The 21,884-nt window shown below is 67.2% G+C and carries 18 protein-coding genes; 17 read left to right on the top strand and 1 reads right to left on the bottom strand.

The features are described 5' to 3' along the window. Positions 1-43 precede the first annotated feature (43 nt). From ACFYOY_RS45160 to ACFYOY_RS45145, 4 genes are read left to right on the top strand one after another with little or no spacing between them, the layout of a single operon-like run. On the top strand, positions 44-619 hold the full coding sequence (locus ACFYOY_RS45160) for a hypothetical protein (protein WP_351905701.1): 576 nt from the start codon (positions 44-46) through the stop codon (positions 617-619). Further along, positions 616-1,791: a peptidoglycan-binding protein gene (locus tag ACFYOY_RS45155; RefSeq protein ID WP_351905704.1), complete on the top strand. Its 1,176-nt coding sequence runs from the start codon at positions 616-618 to the stop codon at positions 1,789-1,791. The genes ACFYOY_RS45160 and ACFYOY_RS45155 overlap by 4 nt, the downstream gene beginning before the upstream one ends. Further along, positions 1,788-2,537, top strand: a complete 750-nt coding sequence (locus ACFYOY_RS45150) for an ABC transporter ATP-binding protein (protein ID WP_351905707.1) — start codon at positions 1,788-1,790, stop codon at positions 2,535-2,537. The genes ACFYOY_RS45155 and ACFYOY_RS45150 overlap by 4 nt, the downstream gene beginning before the upstream one ends. Then, positions 2,534-3,745 (top strand): ABC transporter permease, encoded by a 1,212-nt coding sequence (locus tag ACFYOY_RS45145; RefSeq protein WP_351905710.1) that lies wholly within the window; start codon positions 2,534-2,536, stop codon positions 3,743-3,745. Before ACFYOY_RS45150 ends, ACFYOY_RS45145 begins: the two co-directional genes overlap by 4 nt. A 50-nt stretch (positions 3,746-3,795) precedes the next feature. Here ACFYOY_RS45145 and ACFYOY_RS45140 read toward each other — a convergent pair whose 3' ends face one another. Next, a complete protein-coding gene (locus ACFYOY_RS45140; protein ID WP_351905713.1) occupies positions 3,796-6,039 on the bottom strand; it encodes a SpoIIE family protein phosphatase in 2,244 nt (747 codons plus the stop codon). A gap of 284 nt (positions 6,040-6,323) precedes the next feature. On the opposite strand from ACFYOY_RS45140, the gene ACFYOY_RS45135 reads away from it, so the two are divergent. From ACFYOY_RS45135 to ACFYOY_RS45075, 13 genes are all read left to right on the top strand, one after another. Beyond that, positions 6,324-7,115, top strand: coding sequence for an IclR family transcriptional regulator (locus ACFYOY_RS45135; RefSeq protein ID WP_388593733.1), 792 nt, complete (start codon positions 6,324-6,326; stop codon positions 7,113-7,115). Between the two features lie 107 nt (positions 7,116-7,222). Continuing rightward, complete coding sequence (locus tag ACFYOY_RS45130) at positions 7,223-8,011, top strand: SDR family NAD(P)-dependent oxidoreductase (protein ID WP_137963752.1); 789 nt, start codon at positions 7,223-7,225, stop codon at positions 8,009-8,011. 30 nt (positions 8,012-8,041) lie between these two features. Beyond that, positions 8,042-9,001 carry a substrate-binding domain-containing protein gene (locus ACFYOY_RS45125; protein WP_330816687.1) on the top strand — a complete coding sequence of 320 codons (960 nt, stop codon included), beginning with the start codon at positions 8,042-8,044 and terminating at the stop codon, positions 8,999-9,001. 71 nt (positions 9,002-9,072) lie between these two features. Continuing rightward, positions 9,073-10,539, top strand: coding sequence for a sugar ABC transporter ATP-binding protein (locus tag ACFYOY_RS45120; protein WP_351905721.1), 1,467 nt, complete (start codon positions 9,073-9,075; stop codon positions 10,537-10,539). Then, entirely contained in the window at positions 10,536-11,564 is a 1,029-nt protein-coding gene (locus tag ACFYOY_RS45115) for a ribose ABC transporter permease (protein ID WP_330816717.1), read from the top strand. The genes ACFYOY_RS45120 and ACFYOY_RS45115 overlap by 4 nt, the downstream gene beginning before the upstream one ends. 125 nt (positions 11,565-11,689) lie before the next feature. Then, positions 11,690-13,090 (top strand): NAD-dependent succinate-semialdehyde dehydrogenase, encoded by a 1,401-nt coding sequence (locus ACFYOY_RS45110; RefSeq protein ID WP_388593767.1) that lies wholly within the window; start codon positions 11,690-11,692, stop codon positions 13,088-13,090. After that, complete coding sequence (locus ACFYOY_RS45105) at positions 13,087-14,148, top strand: SDR family oxidoreductase (RefSeq protein ID WP_388593728.1); 1,062 nt, start codon at positions 13,087-13,089, stop codon at positions 14,146-14,148. The genes ACFYOY_RS45110 and ACFYOY_RS45105 overlap by 4 nt, the downstream gene beginning before the upstream one ends. Positions 14,149-14,190: 42 nt before the next feature. After that, positions 14,191-15,942 carry a flavin-containing monooxygenase gene (locus ACFYOY_RS45100; protein ID WP_388593726.1) on the top strand — a complete coding sequence of 584 codons (1,752 nt, stop codon included), beginning with the start codon at positions 14,191-14,193 and terminating at the stop codon, positions 15,940-15,942. Between the two features lie 327 nt (positions 15,943-16,269). Continuing rightward, entirely contained in the window at positions 16,270-17,805 is a 1,536-nt protein-coding gene (locus ACFYOY_RS45095; protein WP_388593723.1) for a sugar ABC transporter ATP-binding protein, read from the top strand. Between the two features lie 18 nt (positions 17,806-17,823). Beyond that, positions 17,824-18,837, top strand: coding sequence for an ABC transporter permease (locus tag ACFYOY_RS45090; protein ID WP_351905736.1), 1,014 nt, complete (start codon positions 17,824-17,826; stop codon positions 18,835-18,837). A gap of 43 nt (positions 18,838-18,880) precedes the next feature. Next, positions 18,881-19,945, top strand: coding sequence for a sugar ABC transporter substrate-binding protein (locus ACFYOY_RS45085; RefSeq protein ID WP_351905739.1), 1,065 nt, complete (start codon positions 18,881-18,883; stop codon positions 19,943-19,945). A 76-nt stretch (positions 19,946-20,021) separates the two neighbouring features. Then, on the top strand, positions 20,022-20,966 hold the full coding sequence (locus tag ACFYOY_RS45080; RefSeq protein WP_351905742.1) for an NAD-dependent epimerase/dehydratase family protein: 945 nt from the start codon (positions 20,022-20,024) through the stop codon (positions 20,964-20,966). A 121-nt stretch (positions 20,967-21,087) separates the two neighbouring features. After that, complete coding sequence (locus ACFYOY_RS45075; RefSeq protein ID WP_330815954.1) at positions 21,088-21,546, top strand: MarR family transcriptional regulator; 459 nt, start codon at positions 21,088-21,090, stop codon at positions 21,544-21,546. Positions 21,547-21,884 lie beyond the last annotated feature (338 nt).

Here is a 21,884-nt window from a genome sequence, read left to right as displayed (position 1 = left end):
CGGCGCCGACCGGCGCCGCACGCACACCAGGAGGTGTTCGGCCATGGGACGCACGCTCGCGGTACGGATCGCGTTGGCGGTGCTCGCAACGGGAGCCGCTCTGACCATGACGGCCTGCTCGACGGAGCCCGAGGACAAGGCGCCCCACGTCGCCGGGGACCAGGGCAAGCAGAACGCGAAGGGCAAGACGCAGGACCAGGGTTCCATCACTCAGGCATACGCGCAGTGCATGTCCGACCAGGGACAAGAGGTGAAGGTCGACGAGCAAGGCCGGATCGCGGTCCCGGCTGCCGAGACGGGCGGTGACGACGCGGGGGGCAAGCAGGGAGCGGAGGCCGCTGACGACCTGCTCAAGGCCATGAAGAAGTGCGACGTCAAGGTGCCCGGCATGAAGCAGCTCAGGGACAAGGGCGACACGGAAAGGCTCAAGCAGGCCAGGGGTCTCGTCGACTGCCTGCACAAGAACGGCTTCCCCGAGATACCGGACCCGGACCCGAAGGACAGGGGAGCCATCTCCGCTCCCGGGAACACCATGGACAACGAGAAGGTGGCCAAGGCCATTGGCATCTGCGGCAAGAAGTTCCCCGGCGTGCCCTTCAAGGCGGAGCAGGCGAAGTGACCGGCGTGACCGAGGGCCAGGAGCCGGAGCAGGTGGCGGATCTCCGGCCGGGACGTACCCGCCGTCGGGGCAGCCGCGCGGCCGTGGCGGCCGGGGTCGTGGCCGCCATCGTCGCGGCCGGCACGGCACTGGCGGTGCGGCCCTGGACGAACGGCGGCGGGGCATCCGCGCCCGAGCACGGGCCTCGGTCCACGGCGTCCGTCCAGCGCGCCTCGCTGACCTCCGGACTGCGGCTGGACGGTGAGCTCGGCCACGGTACCGTCGATGAGGTGACCGCGCAGGGACAGGGCACGTTCACCAAACTGCCCAAGGTCGGCGACCGGGTCGAGACGGGCAAGCCGCTGTACGAGGTCGACGCGAGACCCGTCGTGCTGTTCCACGGACCTCGCCCCTTCTGGCGCGACCTGGCCAAGGGCGTCGGCGACGGGCCCGATATCAGGGAGTTGGAGCGCAATCTCACCGATCTCGGCTACGCGAACGCGGCCAACCTGACCGTCGACGAGGAATTCACCGAGGGCACCGCCGCGGCGGTCAAGCGCTGGCAGAAGGCGCTCGGCCTGAAGCAGACCGGCAAGGTCGAGCAGGGCCGGGTCGTCGTCCTGCCGCACCGGGCCGTGCGCATCCAAGAGGTGGTCGCCAAGCTCGGCGCGACGGTGGGCGCGGGCTCCGGCGGCACGGTGCTGAAGGTCACCACGCCGGACGTGTACGCCACCGTCAAACCGGATGAGGACCAGCTTGCCCAGCTCGCGCCGGGAAGCAAGGTCACGGTGGAACTGGAGGCAGGGGGCGGCGTCAAGGGCGAGGTCGCCGCCATCACACGGGAGCCCGGAGAGGGGGGCGGAGGAGGCGAGGGCGGCCCCGGCGGGCCGGGTGGCGAGGCCAAGCCCGAAGTGTCCATCCGCCTGGCCGACCAGAAGAAGGCCTGGGCCGCCCTGCACTCCGGCCGCTCCGGCGCCACCGTCACCGTGCCGGAGAAAAAGGCGGAGAACGTCCTCGTCGTCCCGGTGACCGCGCTGCTGGCCATGGTCGGCGGTGGCTACGCCGTCGAGGTCGTCGGGCCCGGCGGGTCCGAGCCGAAGCTCGTCCCCGTGGAGGTGGGACTGATCGTCAAAGCCCGTGCCGAGGTCAGCGGCGGGCTCAAGGAGGGCGACAAGGTGGTGATCCCCGTATGACCCGCGACTGCTCCCAGGGGACACCAGTGCTGCGACTGGAGAAGGTCGTCAAGGAGTACGAGGGCACGCCGCCGCTGCGCATCCTGCACGGTATCGACCTGACCGTCACCGAAGGAGAGCTGGTCGCGGTCGTCGGCCCGTCCGGGTCGGGCAAGTCCACGCTGCTCGCCCTGATCGGCACCTTGGACCGGCCCACGTCGGGACGGATCCACCTGGAGGGGCACGACCTGGCCGCCATGAGCGAACGGCAGGTCGCGGCACTGCGCGCCCGCAGGATCGGCTTCGTCTTCCAGCAGTTCTTCCTGCTACCCGGCCTCACCACGGTCGAGAACGTCGCCACCGGCCTCCTCTACACCGGGGAGAGCGCCCGGCGCAGACGTGAGCGGGCCGTGCGCGCCCTGCACGACGTGGGCCTGGAACACCGGCTCGGGCACCGGCCCAACCAGCTCTCGGGTGGGGAGAAGCAGCGCGTCGCCATCGCCCGGGCACTGGTCGGCAGGCCCGGGCTGCTGCTCGCCGACGAACCCACCGGCTCGCTGGACACCGCCTCGGGCAAGGGCGTCGTCGACCTGCTGCGCCGGCTGAACGAGGAAGGCACCACCGTCGTCGTCATCACCCACGACCGGGACCTCGCCGCGTCCTTCCCCCGGCAGGTGGTGATCCAGGACGGCTGGCTCACGTTCGACGAGCGCAGCGGAGACTCGGCGCCCGCCGCCGGGAGCCGCGCGCACGGGGGGCTGGTATGACCGCCCGCCTCCCGCGCCCGGCCCGGCTGCGCCCGGCCGACCTGCTGCGGCTCGGCCTGCTCGGGCCCCGCACCAGGCGGCTGCGCTCGGCGCTGTCCGCCCTGGGGATCGCCCTCGGTATCGCGGCGGTCGTCGCCGTCACCGGGATCTCCGCGTCCAACCAGGCCCATCTCCTCGACCGGCTCGACCGGCTCGGCAGCAATCTGATCACCGTCTCGCCGGGGGAGGACTTCGCGGGGAAGAAGGTGCCGCTGCCCAAGGAGTCGGTCACGATGCTCGGCAATATCGCGCCCGTCGAACGAGTCAGCGCGACCGGGAACACGAAGGCGAACGTCTACCGCAACGAGTTCGTGCCGTCGAACCAGACCAACAGCCTGCGCGTGCTGTCCGCCCGCCTCGACCTGCTCAAGGCGGTGCGCGGCGAGGTGCGCACCGGTCGCTGGCTGGACCACGCCACCGAGCGACTCCCGGTCGTGGTCCTGGGAAGCAGCTCGGCCGAGCGCCTGGGCGTCACCGCTCCCGGGACAAAGGTGTGGATCGCGGGCGAGGGACTCACCGGGGAGTGGTACGGCGTCCTCGGCATCCTGGAGCCGAACGAACTCGTACCCGAGATCGACGACTCCGTGCTCGTCGGCGGCCCCACGGCGATCGCCCGCCTGGACGGCGACCGCACGCCGTCGACCGTCTACCTGCGCGTCCACCCCGAGCGGGTGAGCGATGTACAGGACGTCGCCGCGGCCACGGCCAACCCTGCGCAGCCCGGCATGGTCGCCGTCTCCCGCCCCTCCGACCTGCTCAAGGCACGTGCCGAGACCGATGACACCCTCACCGGCCTAGTGCTCTCCCTCGCGGGGGTGGCCCTGCTCGTCGGAGGGGTGGGCATCGCCAACACCATGGTGGTCGGCGTCATGGAACGGCGGGGAGAGGTGGGGCTGCGGCGGGCACTGGGGGCGCGCCGCGGCCAGATCGCGGCACAGTTCCTCATCGAGGCGGTGCTCCTGGGGCTGTTCGGCGGGCTGGTCGGTGCCGCTCTCGGGGCCGCGACGGTCTACGCGTACGCGACCGGGCAGGGGTGGCCCGCCACAGTACCGCTGGTCTGGGCGGTCGCGGGGCCCGCGGTGGCCGTGGTCGTAGGGACGGTGGCGGGGCTGTACCCGGCACTGCGGGCGGCCGGGATGTCGCCCACAGGGGCGCTCCGCTCGGCGTGAGCCTCGTCGGCGGCCGTCACTAACGATCGACAGTCGCACTGTGAGTGTGCTTACGCACCATCCCGGGTGGACAGCTCAAGCCAGACCGTCTTGCCGCGGCCGCTGGGTGAGCTGCCCCACGCCGTGGCGAGGCCGTCGACGATGATAAGACCGCGCCCGTGCTCGGCCTGTGCGTTTTCTTCTTCAACGGTCGAGAGCGAAGAAGGCACCGGAGGTGACACATCGGAGTCCCTGACTTCCAGGCGTACGTGGTCCGGGTAGTCGCGCAGCCGCAGTTCCACGTCGCTGTCGGCATGGATCAGCGCGTTGGTCACCACCTCTGAGGCCATGAGTTCCAGATCGTCCGTCATCGCGTCACGGCCCCAGCTGCGTAGATTGTCACGCATGAATGCGCGTGTTGCCCGGACACCTTGCAGATCATGCCGCTGGATCTCCATCCGGCTGATCCGGTGCTGCGAGTCCAGCGTGGCTCGTTCGTAGCGAGCGAGGAGCAGTACGGCGTCGTCATAGCGCTCAGGGGGCTGGGGGGTTGATGCGATCAGTCTGTCGGCGAGTCCCTCAAGGTTGCGTTCGTTGTCCCGACTGCCGGCCGCCAGGAGTGTGCGGACACCGGCTACCGCTTCGGAGGATTGTCTGGGGGTGAGGCCGTCGGTGTACAGGAGGAGCAACGATCCGGGCGTCAAGGTGGTCTCGTATGCCCGGTAGGGAGTGGCGGAGTGGACGCCCAGTGGTACGTCCGCGGGCGCGTCGAGGGTGTCGACGTGGCCGTCGGGACGGCGCACCAGAGGCGCGGGGTGTCCGGCCAGGGCTACTTCGGCCGACCCGTCGGCCACGTCCATGCGCACGCAGCAGCACGTCGCCAGTAGTTCGGTGTCCAGCTCCGCAAGCAGCTGGGAGGTCCGGGTCAGTATCGCTGCCGGTCCGTGGTTCTCGCGCGCGTAGGCGAGGACGGCACTGCGCAACTGGCCCATGACTGCCGAGCTTTCGACACCGTGGCCTTCCACGTCTCCGACCATGAGGCAGATCCGTCCGTCCGGAAGCGTGATCCCGTCGTACCAGTCGCCGCCGGCCCCGACTGTGGGCCGGGCGGGCAGGTACCGGGCGGTAGTGATCATTTCTGGCAGGTCACGGAGGATGCGCGGCAGCAGTCCGCGCTGGAGGCTCTCGGCGAGGGCGTGCTCGCGCTCACTCAGGCGGGCTCGGTCCAGGGCCTGGCCGAGCAGATCCGCCATCATCATCATGACTGCTTGTTCCTCCGGCTCGAAGACGCGCTCCTCCGCGAAGCCCAGGCAGCACACACCTACCGGGTTTCCGCTGGATCTCAGCGGGAGGAACGCCCAAGCACGCTGACCGTCGTCCGGGGCGCCGGGGTAGGCGGCGAGCAGGTGGGCGCGGTCCGGGAAGAGCAGTGGGTCCCGGCCGTGCACCGCGTCGGCGACCGGGGTCGGGCTGTCGCTGCTGGAGCCGTGAAACTGCCGGAGGTGATTGGAGGCGATACCGCAGTGGCCCGCGACCCACAACTTGCCGTCACTGACAATGTTCAGAATGAGGGACTGCGCGCGGTAAGGATGCATGAGCCGAGACCGGGCGACCACGACCACGTCGTGGGTTTCCGTGGCCTGGTTGAGGGCGGCACTGAGTTTGTGCAGCTGGTACATCAACGTCATGCCGGAGGAGCCGGGTGCATCGGACACGCCCCATACGGTGGTCTGTCCACAGGGCTGCCTCGAGTTCGAGGAGAACACTGGTAGCAGCACGGGCGTGGCGGTGCTCGGCAAGGGCAGACAGTGCTCTGTCAGTGGCGCCAGATTCCGTGCCAGCCGGTCGCCGATTCCCCGTAGTCGCTGGCGTTTTTCATCACTCATCAATCCGACCCGGGACGGGATGCGGATGAGGGTGAGCGCCCCGAATCGGCTGCCGTGAGCCTGCAGCGGGGTGGAGGCCACCGCGTAGGGGAAGGGCACCACCCGGGCAAGGCCGGGATCGTCCGCGCGCACCACAGGTTCTCCGAAGACGATTACCGTGCCGGTTCTGCATGCGGTCGAGGAGGCGTAAGGGGCGTCCGAGGTCATGCGCTCCGGCATGGCGAAGATCGCCGGCGGGGCGCCGCCGATCATGGCGGCGCGGAGCCACTCCCCATTGTCCTCCATCAGGTAAACGATGCCCGTGATGGAATCCAGGTCCAGGATGGCCTGACGAAGAGCGTCGGCCAGCAGCGCCTCAAACGCTGCGACATCCGAGGGCGGGCTGGGCGGGCTCCGGTACGGTTCGCCGTTTCCGGCGGCCGGCGGCATGGGGTGACTCCTTGCTTCGCTCTGCGACGGTGTCGCTACCGTGCGACGGGTTCCAGGCGAGCACAGCCGCGGCGAACGGCACTCATGGCCGCGCCTCTGTCCGCTCTAAGACCATGATGCTCCCGTGACCCTTCGGACGGCAGGCCCGAGTCGCCGCGTCCGGCACACGAGGTGCTCTCGTGTGCTCCTTCAAACGTTACAAACGTATCGCTTGTCAGACATGCCGTCCATGTAGCGGGACCAGCTGCCTGGGCTGGTGTGTTCTCTGAGTCACAATGTCCGGCATGGCGAATGAAAACGGCCTGATGATGATCCGCAAGGTGGCGGAGGTCCTCACGTTCCTGGCGCAGGGTGAGGCGACGGTGGCGGAGATAGTCGAAGCCACCGGGGAGCCGAGAAGCTCGGTCTATCGGTTGTTGTCAGGTCTGCAAAGCGAAGACTTCGTCGAGCCGGGTACGCGTCGGGGCCGGTTCCGGCTCGGCATGAAGCTGCTGCCGCTCGGTGCGGCCGTTGTGGCGCGGTTCGACGAGCGGAAACTCGCCCAACCGGTGATGGAGCGACTTCATGACCTGACCGGGGAGACCGTTTTCCTCTGCGTGCCGCACCAGGACGAAGCCATCTGTGTTGAGCGGCTGGCCGGCAAGCGAGTCCAGTCGCTCGCCCTTCGGGTCGGCGGTTCTCTGCCGCTGCATGCCGGTGCCGCGTCGCGAGCGATGCTGGCGCGCCGCGAAGCGGGCGAATGGGACGACTACATCCGACGGAACTCGCCTCTTGCCGGTTTCACGCCCTCCACCGTGGTCGAGCCTGCCGGACTCAAGGCCCTGCTCGCGAAGACCAGGGAGAGTGGCCTGGCCATCAGTGACCAGGATGTCACCGTGGGTGTCGCGGCGCTCGGGGTCGCGATCACCGATTACAAAGGTCAGGTGCGGGGCGCCCTGTCGATCAGCGGTCTTCGCGAGTCGGTGCTCGGTAGCTCCCTCGGGCAGTGGGGCGACGCATTGATTGCCGCAGGTCATGAGGTCTCACGGGCTCTGGGCTGCGGGCTTGTCGGAGGGCAGGTCGCCGACTTCGGCTGAACGGGCGATTCGCGCAGCTCATTTGTCCCACACACTAGACATCGAGTCCGCCTCGTGGGAATCTCCCCATCGAAGGCGGCGCACGTCGCCATGTGAGGAGGCGGCGAATGTCCGGGGATCTGGTAGGGCGAGTGGCAGTGGTGACCGGCGCGGGTGGCGGGATCGGGCTCGCCTGCGTCCAGCACCTGCATGCTGCCGGTGCCCGCATTGTCGGGGCGGACCTCGACGTCAGCGGGCTGGAATCGCTCACGGCCTCCGGAGAGGTTCTCGGTGTTCCTGCCGACCTTCGTGACCCCCGTGGCGCGGCGACCGTGATGGAGGCGGCGGCAGGGGCCTTCGGCCGGATTGACATCCTCGTCAACAACGCCGGCGTCGCCCCCGTGAGGTCCGGCTTCCTCGAGACGGGCGATGCCGACTGGAACGCGACCCTCGAGTTGAACCTGCTGGGCTATGTCCGCGCGGCCCGCGCGGCCATCCCCATGATGCGGTCCGCTGGTGCGGGGGTGCTGATCCACATCGCTTCCGAAGCTGCCCGGATGCCGAACCCCCGCCTGCCCGACTACAGCGTCTCGAAAGCCGCGGTGCTGATGTTGTCGAAGGTCCTGGCCGCGGAGTTCACCTCTCAGGGCATTCGGTCCAACGTGGTCTCTCCGGCCTTCATCCGGTCTCCCATCTATGACCGGCCCGGTGGTATCGCCGAGTCGCTCGCGGAGGAGTTCGGCGTGGACAAGGAGACCGCCTTGCGTCGATATGTCGAGCTCAACCGTATCCCGGTCGGCCGGCTCGGGACCGCCGACGAAGTCGCCGCCGTGGTCGCCTTCCTCGCATCGGAGCGCGCCTCGTTCATTTCCGGAGCCAATTTCGCGGTTGATGGCGGTGTCACGCCAACCGTGTGATTCACCAGCTAGCAAGCAAAGGGAAATTCCATGAAAGTCGCTATCCAGGCCATTTCCACTCCGGGGCGAAGTGGCGCCGTGCTCGCGAGTGCGCTCGTCGTCGCTGCTGGTGGGCTGGTTGGCTGCGCTGTCGGAGACGGCGCCTCCGACGGCAAGACCACAGTGGGTGTTACGCTCAATGCCGCCTCGAATCCCTTCTTCCTCGCCGAGGGCAAGGCGATCAAGGAGGCGGCCCGTAAGAAGTCGCTGGATGTTTCCGTCCAGTACGCGAATGCCGATGTCTCGGTCCAGAGCGATCAGATAGACACGTTCATACGGAAGGGCGTCGATTCCATCGTCGTCGATGCGGTCGACTCCAACGGCATCGGTCCGGCGATCCTGAGGGCCAAGCAGGCCCACATTCCCGTCGTCGCGATAGATGTGGCGGCGACCGGCGCCGATTCCACCATCACCAGCGACAATGAGCAGGCTGGACGGGAGGCATGCACTTACCTCATCGAGCGGATCGGCGGCAAGGGCAAGGTGGCCATCGTCGACGGTTCCGCGGTCTCGGCGATCAATGACCGGATGAAGGGCTGCAAGGACGCCATCAAGGCCAGCCCCGGCATCAAGATCGTCGCGACGCAGCGAGCCGACCTCACGCGCGACAAGAGCATGAACGTGGCGAGCAGCATCCTCACCAGCCATCCGGACGTCGACGGCTTCTTCGGCGTCAACGACCCCACCGCCGTCGGTATCGCTCTCGCGGCAAAACAGAAGCGCGCTGACGTGAAGATCGTAGGAGTGGACGGGGCGAAGCAGCTCACAGATCTTTTCGACAATGGTCTGGTGATCGGCACTTCAGGTCAGAGCCCTGCCCAACTCGGGCGAGAAGGGTTCGACAGGGCGGTCACGCTCGCGAAGGGCGGAAAGCCCAAGTCTAAGTTGAGCCTGGTGCCGACCTTCCTGGTAACCCCCAAGACGATCAGCGACTACGAAAGCTGGGGCTGATGAAATCACAGGTTACTGGGGGGCCTGTCGCACAACTCGTTGGAATAGCCAAGTCATTCGCCCACAACCGAGTGCTGGACGATGTGACGCTGACGCTCGAAGCGCGACGCGTGCATGTACTCGCCGGGGAGAACGGTGCCGGCAAGTCGACCCTGATCAAGGTTCTCACCGGTATCGAGCCGCAGGACGCCGGTGACATTCTGATCGACGGCCGCCCGGTGGAATTCAACGGCCCCGGCGATGCGCGAGCTCTCGGCATCGCGGTGGTCCATCAAGAACTGAGTCTGGTCCCGGATCTCACGGTCGCCGACAATCTCATGCTGGGTGTGGAGCCGCGACACCGGGGCGGGCGGCTTGATTTCCGATCGGCACGTGAGAACGCTGTGGCGGCTCTGAACCGCGTGGGCGCCTCGCTCAGCCCAGGCGTCCGAGTCGGGCAGCTCAGCGTCGGCGAGCAGCAGTTGATCGAGATCGCTCGTGCTCTCTCCGAGGACCCACGGCTCCTGGTGCTCGACGAGCCCACCGCCGCGCTGTCCCAGAAGGAAGCCGGCCACCTGCTGGGCATTGTCGAGGAACTCCGGGCCCAGGGGCTGGCGATCCTTTACATCAGCCACCGGATGGAGGAGATTCATCGGCTCGCCGACCACGTCACCGTGCTCAGGGACGGCCACGTCGCCGACTCGATGCCGCGAGCCGATATGAGCGAGGACCGGATCGTCACCTCGATGGTCGGCCGGCCCGTCAACGATCTCTATGATCATGGACGTGGATCCGCTCAGGGAGAGGTGCGACTGAGTGTCCGCGGCCTGAGGTCGGGCGTCGTTCAGGAAACGTCGCTGGAGGTGCGGGCGGGGGAAGTCGTCGGTCTCGCCGGCATCGTCGGCGCCGGGCGGAGCGAACTGTGCCGGCTGATAGCCGGGTTCGACCATGCCGACGGCGGCGAGGTGACCGTCGACGGACAGCGCGTGGACATCGCGAAGGCCGGCGGAGCAGCCGGCGCCGATATCGCCATGCTGCCCGAAAGCCGCAAGGCGCAGGGACTCTTCCTCGGCATGTCGATCGCCGACAACGTGTGCATGGGCACCGCACTCGCGAAGCGGAGATTCGGCGGCACCTCTCCCTCCAGGCTCCGCACCGCGGCAAAACCCCTGGCCGACCGGTTGAGGGTCAGAGCGACCAGTCTCGACCAGCCCGTCGGGGAACTGTCGGGTGGCAACCAGCAGAAGGTGCTGCTGGCACGGTGTCTGGCCAAGAAGCCAACCGTGCTCATCCTCGACGAACCGACCCGCGGGGTCGACATCGGCGCGAAGGCCGACATCTACGGGCTGATCAATGACATCGCGACGCAAGGTGTCGCAGTCATTCTCATCTCGTCCGAACTGCCCGAGGTTCTCGGCATGTCCGATCGGGTGCTCGTCATGCATCAGCACCGGATCGTAGCCGAACTGACCGGCAAGGACATGACCGAGGAGCACATCGTCCGGTACGCCACCGGGCTGGTGCGCAAGCAAGTGGAGCCTGTCGAGGTGAACTCATGAACGACATCGTGGCCGCTGAACACGAGCGTGCGGTCGACTCGTCACGACCGACCGCACCCAAGCGCATGCGCCTGCATACCGGCCTTTCCACTCTTGCCGACCGCCTCGGCGTCGCCATCGCGCTCATTGTCCTCGTAGTGCTCTTCGCCCTGGTCGCGCCCTATTTCCTCACCGTGGTGAATCTGCTGGACGTCGCGCGTCAGATCTCGGTGACCGCGATCCTCGGCGCCGGTCTGACGTTCGTCATCATGACGGCCGGCATCGATCTCTCGGTGGGATCGGCCGTCGGGGTCACCGCGTTCGCCGCCGTCTCACTCACCCTCAACGGCGCCCCCGCCCCCCTGGCCCTGGCCGTCGCCCTGCTGGCCGGGTTCGCGGTCGGCCTGATCAACGGCGTGCTCGTGGCCAAGCTGGGCCTGGCGGCGTTCATTGTGACGCTCGCGGCGCTGACCTATCTGCGCGGTGTCACCTATGTCGGTACCGGTGGCACCACTATGTTCTCCACCCATCTCAGCTACTCGGTGCTGGGTCAGGGCTCGATTCTCGGCATCCCGGTGCCCATCGTCGTCATGGGCGCCGTGTTCGCCATCGGCTGGTACGTGCTCGAGCGCACCGTTTTCGGGCGCTGGGTGCACGCCGTGGGAGGGAACGCGGAGGCCGCGCGCCTGGCAGGCATACCGGTGCGACGGGTCCTGGTGACCGTCTATGTCATCTCCGGCCTGTGCGCCGGCATCGGCGGGATCCTCTCCTCCGCCAAGCTCCAAAGTGCCGTCCCCGATCTGGGCACCGGCTACGAGCTGTCTGCCATCGCCGCCGTCGTCCTCGGCGGGACGTCCCTCATGGGCGGCCGCGGATCGCTCATCGGCACGCTCGTGGGCGCGGCCATCATCGGCGTCCTGGTCAACGGTTTGACGCTGCTCGATGTGTCGTCCTTTTACCAGCAGATCATCCAGGGAGTCGTCATCGTGATGGCCGTCGGCCTTGACAGGTTGAGGACTCGCAACGCCGTCACCGAGGGAGCATAAGAGTGACATCTCCTCAGCAGCTTGGCGGAGAAAGGTCCGTTGACGCCTCGGCGCACCTTGAGGCCGTCCCCAAACAGCTCTTCATCGGCGGTCAGTGGATCCATTCGAGCACTGGTGGAGGATTGCTGTCGGTGGAGGACCCCGCGCGGGGCCACACCATCGCGGAGGTGGCTGACGCGGGCGTCGAGGACGCCGTGGCCGCGCTCGACGCCGCTGTGGCGGCGCAACCGGCTTGGGCCGCGTGGCCCCCGCGGCGCCGGGCGGAGATCCTGCGGCGCGCGTACGACCTGATGGTGGAGCGTGCCGCCGCGCTGGCCGCCATTATGACGGCGGAGATGGGGAAGCCCTACCAGCAGGCCCTGGCGGAGGTGGAATACGCCGCGGGTTACCTGCGCTGGTACTCAGAGGAGGCCGTGCGCGTCAACGGGCGGTTCGCCGTCCCGGAGAACGGGGTCGGCCGCATCGTCACCATGGGGCAGCCGGTGGGCCCCTGCCTCTTCGTGACGCCGTGGAACTTCCCCCTCGCCATGGGCACCCGCAAGATCGGGCCCGCGCTGGCCGCGGGATGCACCTGTGTCATCAAGCCGGCGTCGCAGACGCCGCTGAGCATGCTGGCGCTCGCCGCAATCTTCGAGGAGGCCGGTCTTCCGCCCGGCGTCCTGAACGTGTTCGTCAGCGGCAGCTCGTCGCGCACGGTCGGCGCGCTGATGAAGGACTCGCGTCTGCGCAAGATCTCCTTCACCGGGTCGACCGAGATCGGGCGACTGCTGGTCAGGCAGTCGGCCGACCAATTGCTACGGGTCTCGATGGAACTCGGCGGCAACGCACCGTTCATCGTCTTCCCGGACGCCGACATCGAGGCGGCCGTCGACGGGGCGGTTATCGCGAAGTTGCGGAACAACGGTGAGGCATGCACCAGCGCCAACCGGTTCTATGTGCACCGCGAGGTGATCGGCGAATTCGCCGAGGCACTCGCCGAGCGTTTCCGTTCCTTGCGGGTGGGGCCCGGCCTGGAGCTGTCCAGCGACGTGGGCCCGCTCATCGACGCCACACAGCGTGCGAAGGTGGCCGATCTGGTACGTGATGCGACCGGGAAGGGCGGTCGGCTGGTCGTCGGCGGTGGAATCCCCGACCGGCCGGGGTATTTCATCGAGCCGACCGTGGTCTCGGACGTCCCCGAGGACGCTCGGGTGCGGACCGAGGAGATCTTCGGGCCTTTCGCTCCCGTGGTCGCGTTCGAGAAGGAACCGGACGTGATCCAGCGTGCGAATGCCAGTGAGTTCGGGCTCGCCGCGTACGTCTACACCAAGGACCTGGACAGGGCCATGCGTGTCGCCGAGCTTCTTGAGACCGGAATGGTGGCCGTCAACCAAGGCATGGTGTCGAACGTGGCCGCGCCCTTCGGCGGGGTGAAGCAGTCCGGGTTCGGGCGCGAAGGCGGCCCCGAGGGCATCGCGGAGTACCTGGAGACCAAGTATGTGGCGCTGAACGCCGGCACCCCTCCGACCACGGAGGCTATTCGATGAGCCGTTCCACCACACTGGTCGTGGGCGCGCACGGTGTGATCGGAGGTGCCGTGGTGCGCCGTCTGGTCGCGGAGGGGCATCACGTCGTCACCCTCGCCCGCCGTGGCACGGTCGTGCTCGAGGACGGAATCGAGATCGAGGACCATGTCCAGGTCGACCTGCTGGACGCGTCCGCGGCGCGGGCCGGTCTCGGCAACCGGGCCGACATCACCGAAATCGTCTACGCCGGCTACACGGAACGCGAGACGATGGCGGCCACAGTGGCGCCGAACGTGGCCATGCTCCGGCATGTGCTCGAAGCCGTTCACACGTCGCCGTCCGAACTCCGGCAGGTCGTGCTGATCGGCGGGGGCAAGTCCTACGGGGAGCATCTGGGCGTCTACAAGACCCCGGCGAAGGAGTCGGACCCTCGGTTCCTCGGGCCAATCTTCTACAACGACCAGGAAGATCTCCTCTACGAGGACGCGAAGCGGCACGGATACGCATGGACCGTCCTGCGGCCGGATGCCGTCATCGGGCTGAGCTTCGGCTCACCGATGAACATGCTCACGGGCGTGGCCGTCTACGCCGGCGTCTGTCGGCACCTGGGCGTCCCGTTGCGTTTCCCCGGCACCCTCAAGGCGTGGTCCGCGCTGCATCAGGCCACCGACGCCTCGGTCATCGCCGGAGCCGTCAACTGGGCCCTGGAATCGGCGGCGGCCCGCGGTGAAGTGTTCAACGTGACCAATGGTGACCACTTCCGGTGGCAACACCTGTGGCCGGAGATCGGTGCGTTCTTCGGAATGGAGACCGCTCCGCCGCAACCGATGTCGCTGGCCGAGCACATGGCCGACAAGGGCGGCGTGTGGGACGACATCGTCGCTCGTCACCGGCTTCGGCCAGAACCGATGGAGCACCTCGCGGCCTGGCCCTTCGTCGACGGGTGGTTCTCGATGGAATCGGACATGGTCCAGAGCACCATCAAGATCCGGCAGGCCGGCTTCGCCGACTGCCGCGACACCCACGAGAGCTTCATCGGCAACCTTGCGCGGCTGCGCGAGCTGTCCATCATCCCCTGACGCCCCCTTGACTTCCCCCTGCATTCACATTGGAGAGCCGCGATGACCTCATCGAACGCCCACCACGTTGATCCGCGCGCCATAGCCGAGTCCTGGTTGCGGCAGTTCGGCACCTCTCTGACGCCGGGAAACGACCTGTCCCTACATTTCGCGCCCGAGTGTTACTGGCGTGATCTGCTGTCGTTCACCGGGGACCTGCGGACCTTTTCCGGCACTCAGGTGGCCGAGGAACTGGCGCGGCGTCAGCCGGAGGCGAAGGCCACTGACTTCCGGCTGGCAGAGGGCCGGACCGAACCGCGCGTGGTCGAGCGGAACGGTGTGACCAGCGTGGAAGCCATCTTCGAGTTCGACGTCCTCGCCGGATCGGGTATCGGCGTGGTCCGGCTCGTCGATGTCCCCGGACAGGGGTACCGCGCCCGGAATTTCTTCACCTCGCTGGACCAGCTCGCCGGGCATCCGGAGCGCATCGGCGACAATCGCCCGCTGGGGAAGGCGGACTCCACGAAGTTCGAGGGCCCCAACTGGCTCGACCGCCGACAGACGGCCATAGCCTACGAGGACCGCGATCCCCAGGTGCTGATCGTGGGAGGCGGCCAGACCGGTCTGGCGCTGGCCGCGCGGCTCGGTCAGCTCGACGTGGACACCCTCATCGTCGATACACACGAGCGCCCGGGGGACAACTGGCGCAAGCGCTACCACTCACTCACCCTGCACAACGCCGTATGGCTCAACGACATGCCATACATGCCGTTCCCACAGACTTGGCCGGTGTTCGTGCCGAAGGACAAGCTGGCGGGATGGTTCGAATCGTACGTCGACGCCATGGAAATCAACTTCTGGGGCTCGTCCACGCTCGAGCACGGCGCCTATGACGAGGACTCCGGCACGTGGGAGGTGCGCATCCGCCGAGCGGACGGCAGCGTGCGCGTCCTGCGGCCACAGCACGTCGTGCTCGCGACCGGGGTGAGCGGCATCCCGTACGTGCCCACGCTCCCCGGACTGGACGAGTTCCAGGGAGAGGTCATCCACTCCAGTGCCTACACCAACGGTGCGGAGCACACCGGCAAGCGCGTGATCGTCATCGGCACCGGAAACAGCGGCCACGATGTCGCCCAGGACCTCCATGCCAACGGTGCGACGGTGACGATGGTGCAACGGCGTTCGACCACCGTGGCCAGCATCGACCCGAGCGCCGCCGCAGCGGACGCGAGTTACATGACCGCTCCCACGATCGAGGACAGCGACCTCATCGGTCTCTCCGTGCCGTACCCCGACATGTACGCCGGGAGTCAGGCGCTCACCGCCACAATGAAGGAGCTCGACCAAGACCTCGTCGCGGCGCTGGAAGCAGCCGGTTTCCGTACGGACTACGGTGAAGAAGACTCCGGATTCCAGATGAAGTACATGACACGCGGAGGCGGTTACTACCTCAACGTGGGATGCGCGGAACTCATCATCTCCCAGGAGATCGGGCTCATCCAGTTCGCGGACGCCGACGGCTTCACCGCTCAGGGGCTTCGGATGAGCGACGGAACGGTGGTCGAGGCTGATCTGGTCGTGCTTGCCACCGGCTACCAGAGCCAGCAGGAGGGCGTCCGCCGACTGATGGGAGACGAGGTCGCCGATGCCGTCGGCCCGATCTGGGGCTACGACGACGAGGGCGAAGTACGCAATATGTGGCGTCGTACCCCCCAGCGCGGACTGTGGTTCTCCGCCGGCAACTTCCAGATGTGCCGCACCTACTCCAAGGTGCTGGCGATACAGCTCCGGCAGGACCTGGACGCGGCCCGCTGACTGAACTGCCCATGGTGTGACGGGAGGCGGCGGACCGTCCCTGAGACGAGGCTGTGCCTTCCGCTCCGGATCGCCCGGACTCGGCGCACTCGGCGCCGGGTCCGAGCCCGGAATCCCTGATACGCGCGGCTCTTGAGTGCGGTGTGGTCACGGTGGCGAACTCGCGCTGCCGGCGAGCGGGCCGTCCGGCCCCGGCGTCCGGCCGCGGTCCGTGTGCCACAGATGTCGCCGTTCGTCGGCGACCCCGCCTGATCGCAGGAACTCCAGTAGTCCCTGGGTACGGAAGGCCCTCGGCCCGGCCCAGGAAGAGCTCTAGGAGAGTCACCCATGACGGCCAACACTTCGCGGCAGGTTCCCGGAACGAACGGCCCGGCAATGGTGCTGCGCGGACTTCGGCGCCACTACCCCGGAACAAAGGCGCTCGACTGGCACGAGGACATGTCGCTCACCATCGACCGAGGACGCGTCCACGGATTGCTGGGGGAGAACGGAGCCGGCAAGTCGACACTGCTCGGTGTCATAGCCGGGCTGTCACCGCTGTCGGCCGGGTCCATGGAACTGCTCGGGGAGCCCTACGCCCCTGACAGCGTGGTTCAGGCCCGCCGGCGCGGGGTCGAGATCGTGCTGCAGGAGCCCGGCCTCGTTCCCTCGCTCACCGTGGCCGAGAACTTCCTCCTCGGCCGAGGACCGGTGGCCTCCCGGGCCGGGATGGTACTGCCAGGCAGGACGGTCCGTGCAGTCGGGGACGCGCTCCAGGAGATCGCTCCACACGTGTCACCACGCGCCCGGGCAGGCAGCCTCAGCTTGGAGGACCGCAAGCTGGTGGAGCTTGCCCGCGCCATCCACTTCAAGCCCAGTGTCCTGCTCGTCGATGAGATGAGTGCCTGCCTCGGCCACACCCGGCTCGAACTGCTCTTCAACGCCCTGCACAGGCTCAGGGACGAAGGCGTCGCCATCGTATACATCTCCCACTATCTGGAGGAGATCCACCGTGTCTGCGACACCGTCACGGTTCTCAAGGACGGACGTCTCGTGGATACCCTGTCGGCCGGTACGGACACGAACACGCTGACGCGTCTGATGGTCGGCAGGGAGATCGCCGCCACGCTGTACCGGACGGATACGACGGCATACGCCGGCGGTGAGCAAGCTCTGGCGGTCAACCAACTCACGCTCGCGGGCGCCTACAGCGACATCAGCTTCACCCTGCGGGCCGGGGAAATTCTGGGTATCGGCGGCCTGGTCGGCTGCGGGTCTGAACAACTGGCCCGGACACTCTTCGGCGACCTCCGCGCCGACTTTGGCAGCATCGCTGTTACAGGCGCCCCATTCGCCCCGGCGGGCCCTCGTGAGGCGATCCAGCGAGGGGTGGCGTACGTTCCGCCGGACCGCGACCGCGAAGGGGTGATCCTGCGGCTCTCGCTGTTGCAGAACATCACCCTGCCCACCCTGCGGAAGAGGTCGCTGCTCGGCCTGTACCCGGGGCGGTCGGACACCGGGCTCTCCACCCGGATGATCAAGGATCTTGCCATCCGCTGCCGGGGAGCGAGCGATGTGCCGTTCTATCTCTCCGGCGGTAACCGTCAGAAGATCGTCATTGCGAAGTGGCTGGTGGATCCGCCGAAGGTGCTGATCCTCCATAACCCCACGCGAGGCATCGACGTCGGGGCGAAGTCGGAGATCTACGCACTCATCCAGCGCCTGGCCCAATCCGGAACGGCAATCTTGTTGCTCTCCGACGAGCTCCCGGAGCTGCTGGGTATGAGCGATCGCATTCTCATCCTGCGCAGGGGCGCCATGACCTATGAAGCGCATCGTGACGACCAACCGACAGAAGAGCTACTCGTCTCCCAGATGATCTGACAGCTCAGGAGCAGCGGAATGACCAAGATCGTGGAAAGTCTTTCGCGGAACCGCAATGCGGCCACGGGTGAAGGCCCGTTGCCCCAACCGTCGTCGGCGCTGTCAAGAGCCCGGGGCCTGGCCAGTATGAGCCGGGCCCTGCCCCTGGCGGGACTCGTCGGACTCATCATTGTCTACACCATCGCGGCCGGCGATCGGTTCATGACGGTCAACAATTGGGCGAACCTCGTACAACAAGCCAGTGTCGTAGCCATTATCGGCTTCGGCCTCACATTCGTCGTCGTAGCGGGTTCGATCGATCTGTCAGTCGGCTCCGTCGCCGCCTTCTCGGGAATGGTCGCAGCCCTGACCGCCACTGGCCACGGGAGTTTCATGGGCGTCGTGGCCGGCCTGGGGATCGGTGCTGCCTGCGGGCTGGTGAATGGGGTACTCTGCAGCATTTTCAAGGTGCCGTCCTTCATCGTGACGCTGGGAATGCTGTCCGTGGCCCGCGGGCTGACCATCGTCGTGTCTGACTCCCGGTCCGAGCCGGTGAGCGGCGCATTGGCCTGGATGGGCATCGCACCAGGCATCTACCTCGTCCTCGGCTGCGCGTTCGTGGTGGCGTTCGTACTCATGAACGGGACGACCTTCGGCCGCTACACGCGGTCGATCGGTGGAGAGGAGCGGGTCTCGGCCCTGTCCGGTGTTCCGGTGCGCCTGGTGAAGGTGGCGGCCTTCGTCGTCTCCGGGCTGCTGGCCGGTCTCGGCGGCATCGTTCTCGGAGGTCAGCTCGGAATAGCGACCGCCCAGGCGGCCACCGGTTTCGAACTGTCGGCGATCGCGGCCGTCGTTCTCGGCGGCACACCCCTGACCGGCGGAATCGGCAATGTGTGGAATACCGCCATCGGTGCCTTCATCATCGTCGTCCTGAACAACGGTCTGGTGATTCTGGGAGTCGCCCCCGAGGTCCAACAGGTCATCCAGGGGGCGATTCTTGTGCTGGCCGTCTTCGTGGCTCTCGACCGGTCCAAGATCGGCATCATCAAATGACCCTCACTGCAACGGGTTCTGTTTCTTCCCGAAGAGGAAAACCATGAACAGACTTCTGGCGCGCCGCAGGGCCATCGCTGCGACGGCCGCCCTGCTCCTCGTAGGGACCGGCGCATGCGGCACCGGCGGTCGGAGCGGCAAACAACTCACCATCGGCTTCGCCGCGCCGGTCCTGGCGAATTCCTACTGGAAGGCGAACGCGGACTTTACCAAGAAGATGGGCGCACAGCTGGGTGTGAAGGTCATCGTGGCGGATGCCCAAGAAAGGGAGGACACCCAGCTGAAGAATGTTCAGGATCTCATCGCCCAGGGTGTCGACGGAATAGTCTTCGGTCCGACGACCACCGAGATCGGACCGGCGCTTCTCCGGGCGTGCCGGCGGGCCGGCATCGTGTGTGCGGCCGCGGCTCGTAAGCCGGGGGTGGAGCCGAGCAGGGAGAACGCTTCCTATTACGCGGGCTACGTGGTGGGGAACGACGCCGGCGACGGGGCGGCAGGGGCGAAGACGCTCAGCGACGCAGGCTGCAAGAAGGTCGTGGCCATGAGCGGTCTGCAGGGCAATTCGACGGCGGATGCGCGACTGAACGGCTTCACAAGGAAAGCACGAGACCTCGGCCTCACGATCCTCGGCACTCCCCAGCGTCCCGTGGAACTGCCTGAATCCGGCCTCAAAGCGACGCAGAACTTCCTCGCCAAGTTTCCTGGCCCTCGCTTCGACTGCCTCTGGGCCTTTAATGACGGCTCGGCTATCGGTGCCATCCGGGCCCTGAGTGCTGCCAGGGCCCAGAAGGTCAAGGTCGCGAGCATCGACGGCACTGCCGAGGGGGTCAAGGCCATCAAGAGCGGACGCATGCTCGTCTCGCCGGGTGGCGAGTTCATCAACGGTGGCCTGGCGCTGATCGCCGTATACGACACCATCAAGCACCATCCTCGGGCGAACCGGGCCGTAGTCCTGAACACCCTACGGGTGACCAGGGACAACGTCGACGCCTATCAGCGCGAATTCATCCACCGACTTCCCCGCTACGACGCCAGAAAACTGTCCAAGACGCGCAATCCCTCGGCCCCCGAAGACGGGCTGAAGATCGTCTTCGGACCACAGGCGTAGAAGTCGGCGCCTGGATGTGCGACCGCCGCTGTCCTCCCTGCCTAACAAGATGTCCACACGAAAGGAACAACCACACATGACCACAGTTCTCGTCACCGGTGCCAATGGCTACATCGGCCAAGCTGTCTGCACGCGGTTCCAGATCGCCGGCCACACGATAGCCGGGCTGGTACGCGGCAACGGCGCGGCCAAGGCGCTCACCGCGCGCGGGATCACGCCGCTGCTCGGAAGCCTCGATGACACTCACGCCCTGGCCGAGGCAGCCCGGACCGCCGACCTCGTCATCGACACGGCCAGTGCCGACCACGCGGACTCCACCAGGGCACTGCTGGACGCGCTCGCCGGAACGGGCAAGACCTACATCCGCACCAGCGGGACAGGCGTCTACACGGATCTGGCACACGGCGAACTGAACGAACAGATCTTCACCGAGGAAACCGAGCATTCTCCGGCGGAGGTAGTCGCGACGCGATGGGCAAGCGACCAGATGGTGCGGGAAGCGGCCGACCGCGGCATACGCACCATCGTCCTGCGACCGTCCATGATCTACGGCAACGGGGCCAGCGAACAGCTGCCACTGCTCATCCGCCAGGCCATCTCCTCCGGCCGCAGCTTGTACGTCGGGCGAGGCGACAACCGCTGGGGCAACGTCTATCTCGACGACCTCGCCGAGGCATATCTGCTGGCCGCGGAGAAGGCGGTGGCAGGCAGCGTGTACAACCTCGCGGCCGGCGAAGCTCGCATGGGCGACATCGCACGCGCAGTGGCCCGAGGGCTCCTCGGCACCGAGGACGCCGAGTCCTGCGAACCGCACGTGGCTTACGCCGCCTTCGGTCAGCGGTGGGTCGACGTGGCGTTGTCCAGCAACAGCCGGGTGGACTCCAGCAAGGCGCGCGCGGAACTCGGATGGCACCCTCAGGGCCCCGACCTGCTGGAAGACCTGGTGTCGGGCTCCTACCGGCGGCTGTGGGCCCACAAGGCGGACCCGCACGACCATGCTGCGCCGGCGAGTCAGAACTGATCGACGGACGTCGCCGGGCCTGACCTGTGTGACCTCTCCCTCCAGAGAGGCCACACTCGTGCCCACTCATCACCGAACGAAGGCGTAGCCCTGTGTGTACATCGAAGGGAGGGGACGCTCCGTGGCACTGCTGGATGACACTGCAGAGGGCCGCGCCCAGTGCTGGCACGCGCTGGCCGCATTGCACGCCAGGATCGATGCGAGGATCGAGCGTGCACTGCGCGTCACATGCCGGCTCGGACTCAAGGAGTACCTGGTACTGGAGGTGCTCAGCCGTGAGGACGAGTGGCGTATGAACCAACTCGCCGCTGTCATCGCACTGAGCCCGAGTGCGACCACTCGCCTGGTCAATCGCATGGAGCAGCAGGGGCTGCTGGCGCGACATCTGTGCCCCACCGATCGTCGTGGCATCTCCACCGAGGTCAGCGATGCGGGCCGCGACCTGCTGGCCGCCGCTCGTCCCGTACATGACGTGGCGTTGCGTGAGGCACTCGCCGAGGCTTCCGCCCTGCCTGGATCCGCACCCCTGGTGGAGCTTCTGGACACCTGGGCTCCTCGAGTCAAGCGAGGCAAACCCTAATCAGGCCGCTGCCCGGTCCAGCGGTTGCTCCTGCCATCTGTCGGCTGCCTCCCCGCGCTTCTCCGGGAACCTTCGCCACTCCCAGGTGTCGGTGCTGCGTCGCACATCCCCACCGGCGGCTGGGTCGTCGCGGGCTCTGGGTGTCCGATGTCCGTCAGCCATCCAGCGCCGACCACATGACAGCCGCCCCGGAGTCCTCGGGCCCTTTGATCTTGCCAATGGCCAGACAAATCTCAGTAAGAAAGGGAGTTTCAATGACTGAGTCAAGCCGCCTGCGCGACTGGTGGGGCGGGGGTGAATACCCGGTTGTCGCGCAGGAGAGCCCACAGCACGCTGGC

It is taken from the genome of Streptomyces sp. NPDC007875, from assembly GCF_042868035.1.
Classification (GTDB): Bacteria; Actinomycetota; Actinomycetes; order Streptomycetales; family Streptomycetaceae; genus Streptomyces; species Streptomyces antimycoticus.
This window is presented reverse-complemented; position numbering and strand designations above follow the sequence as displayed.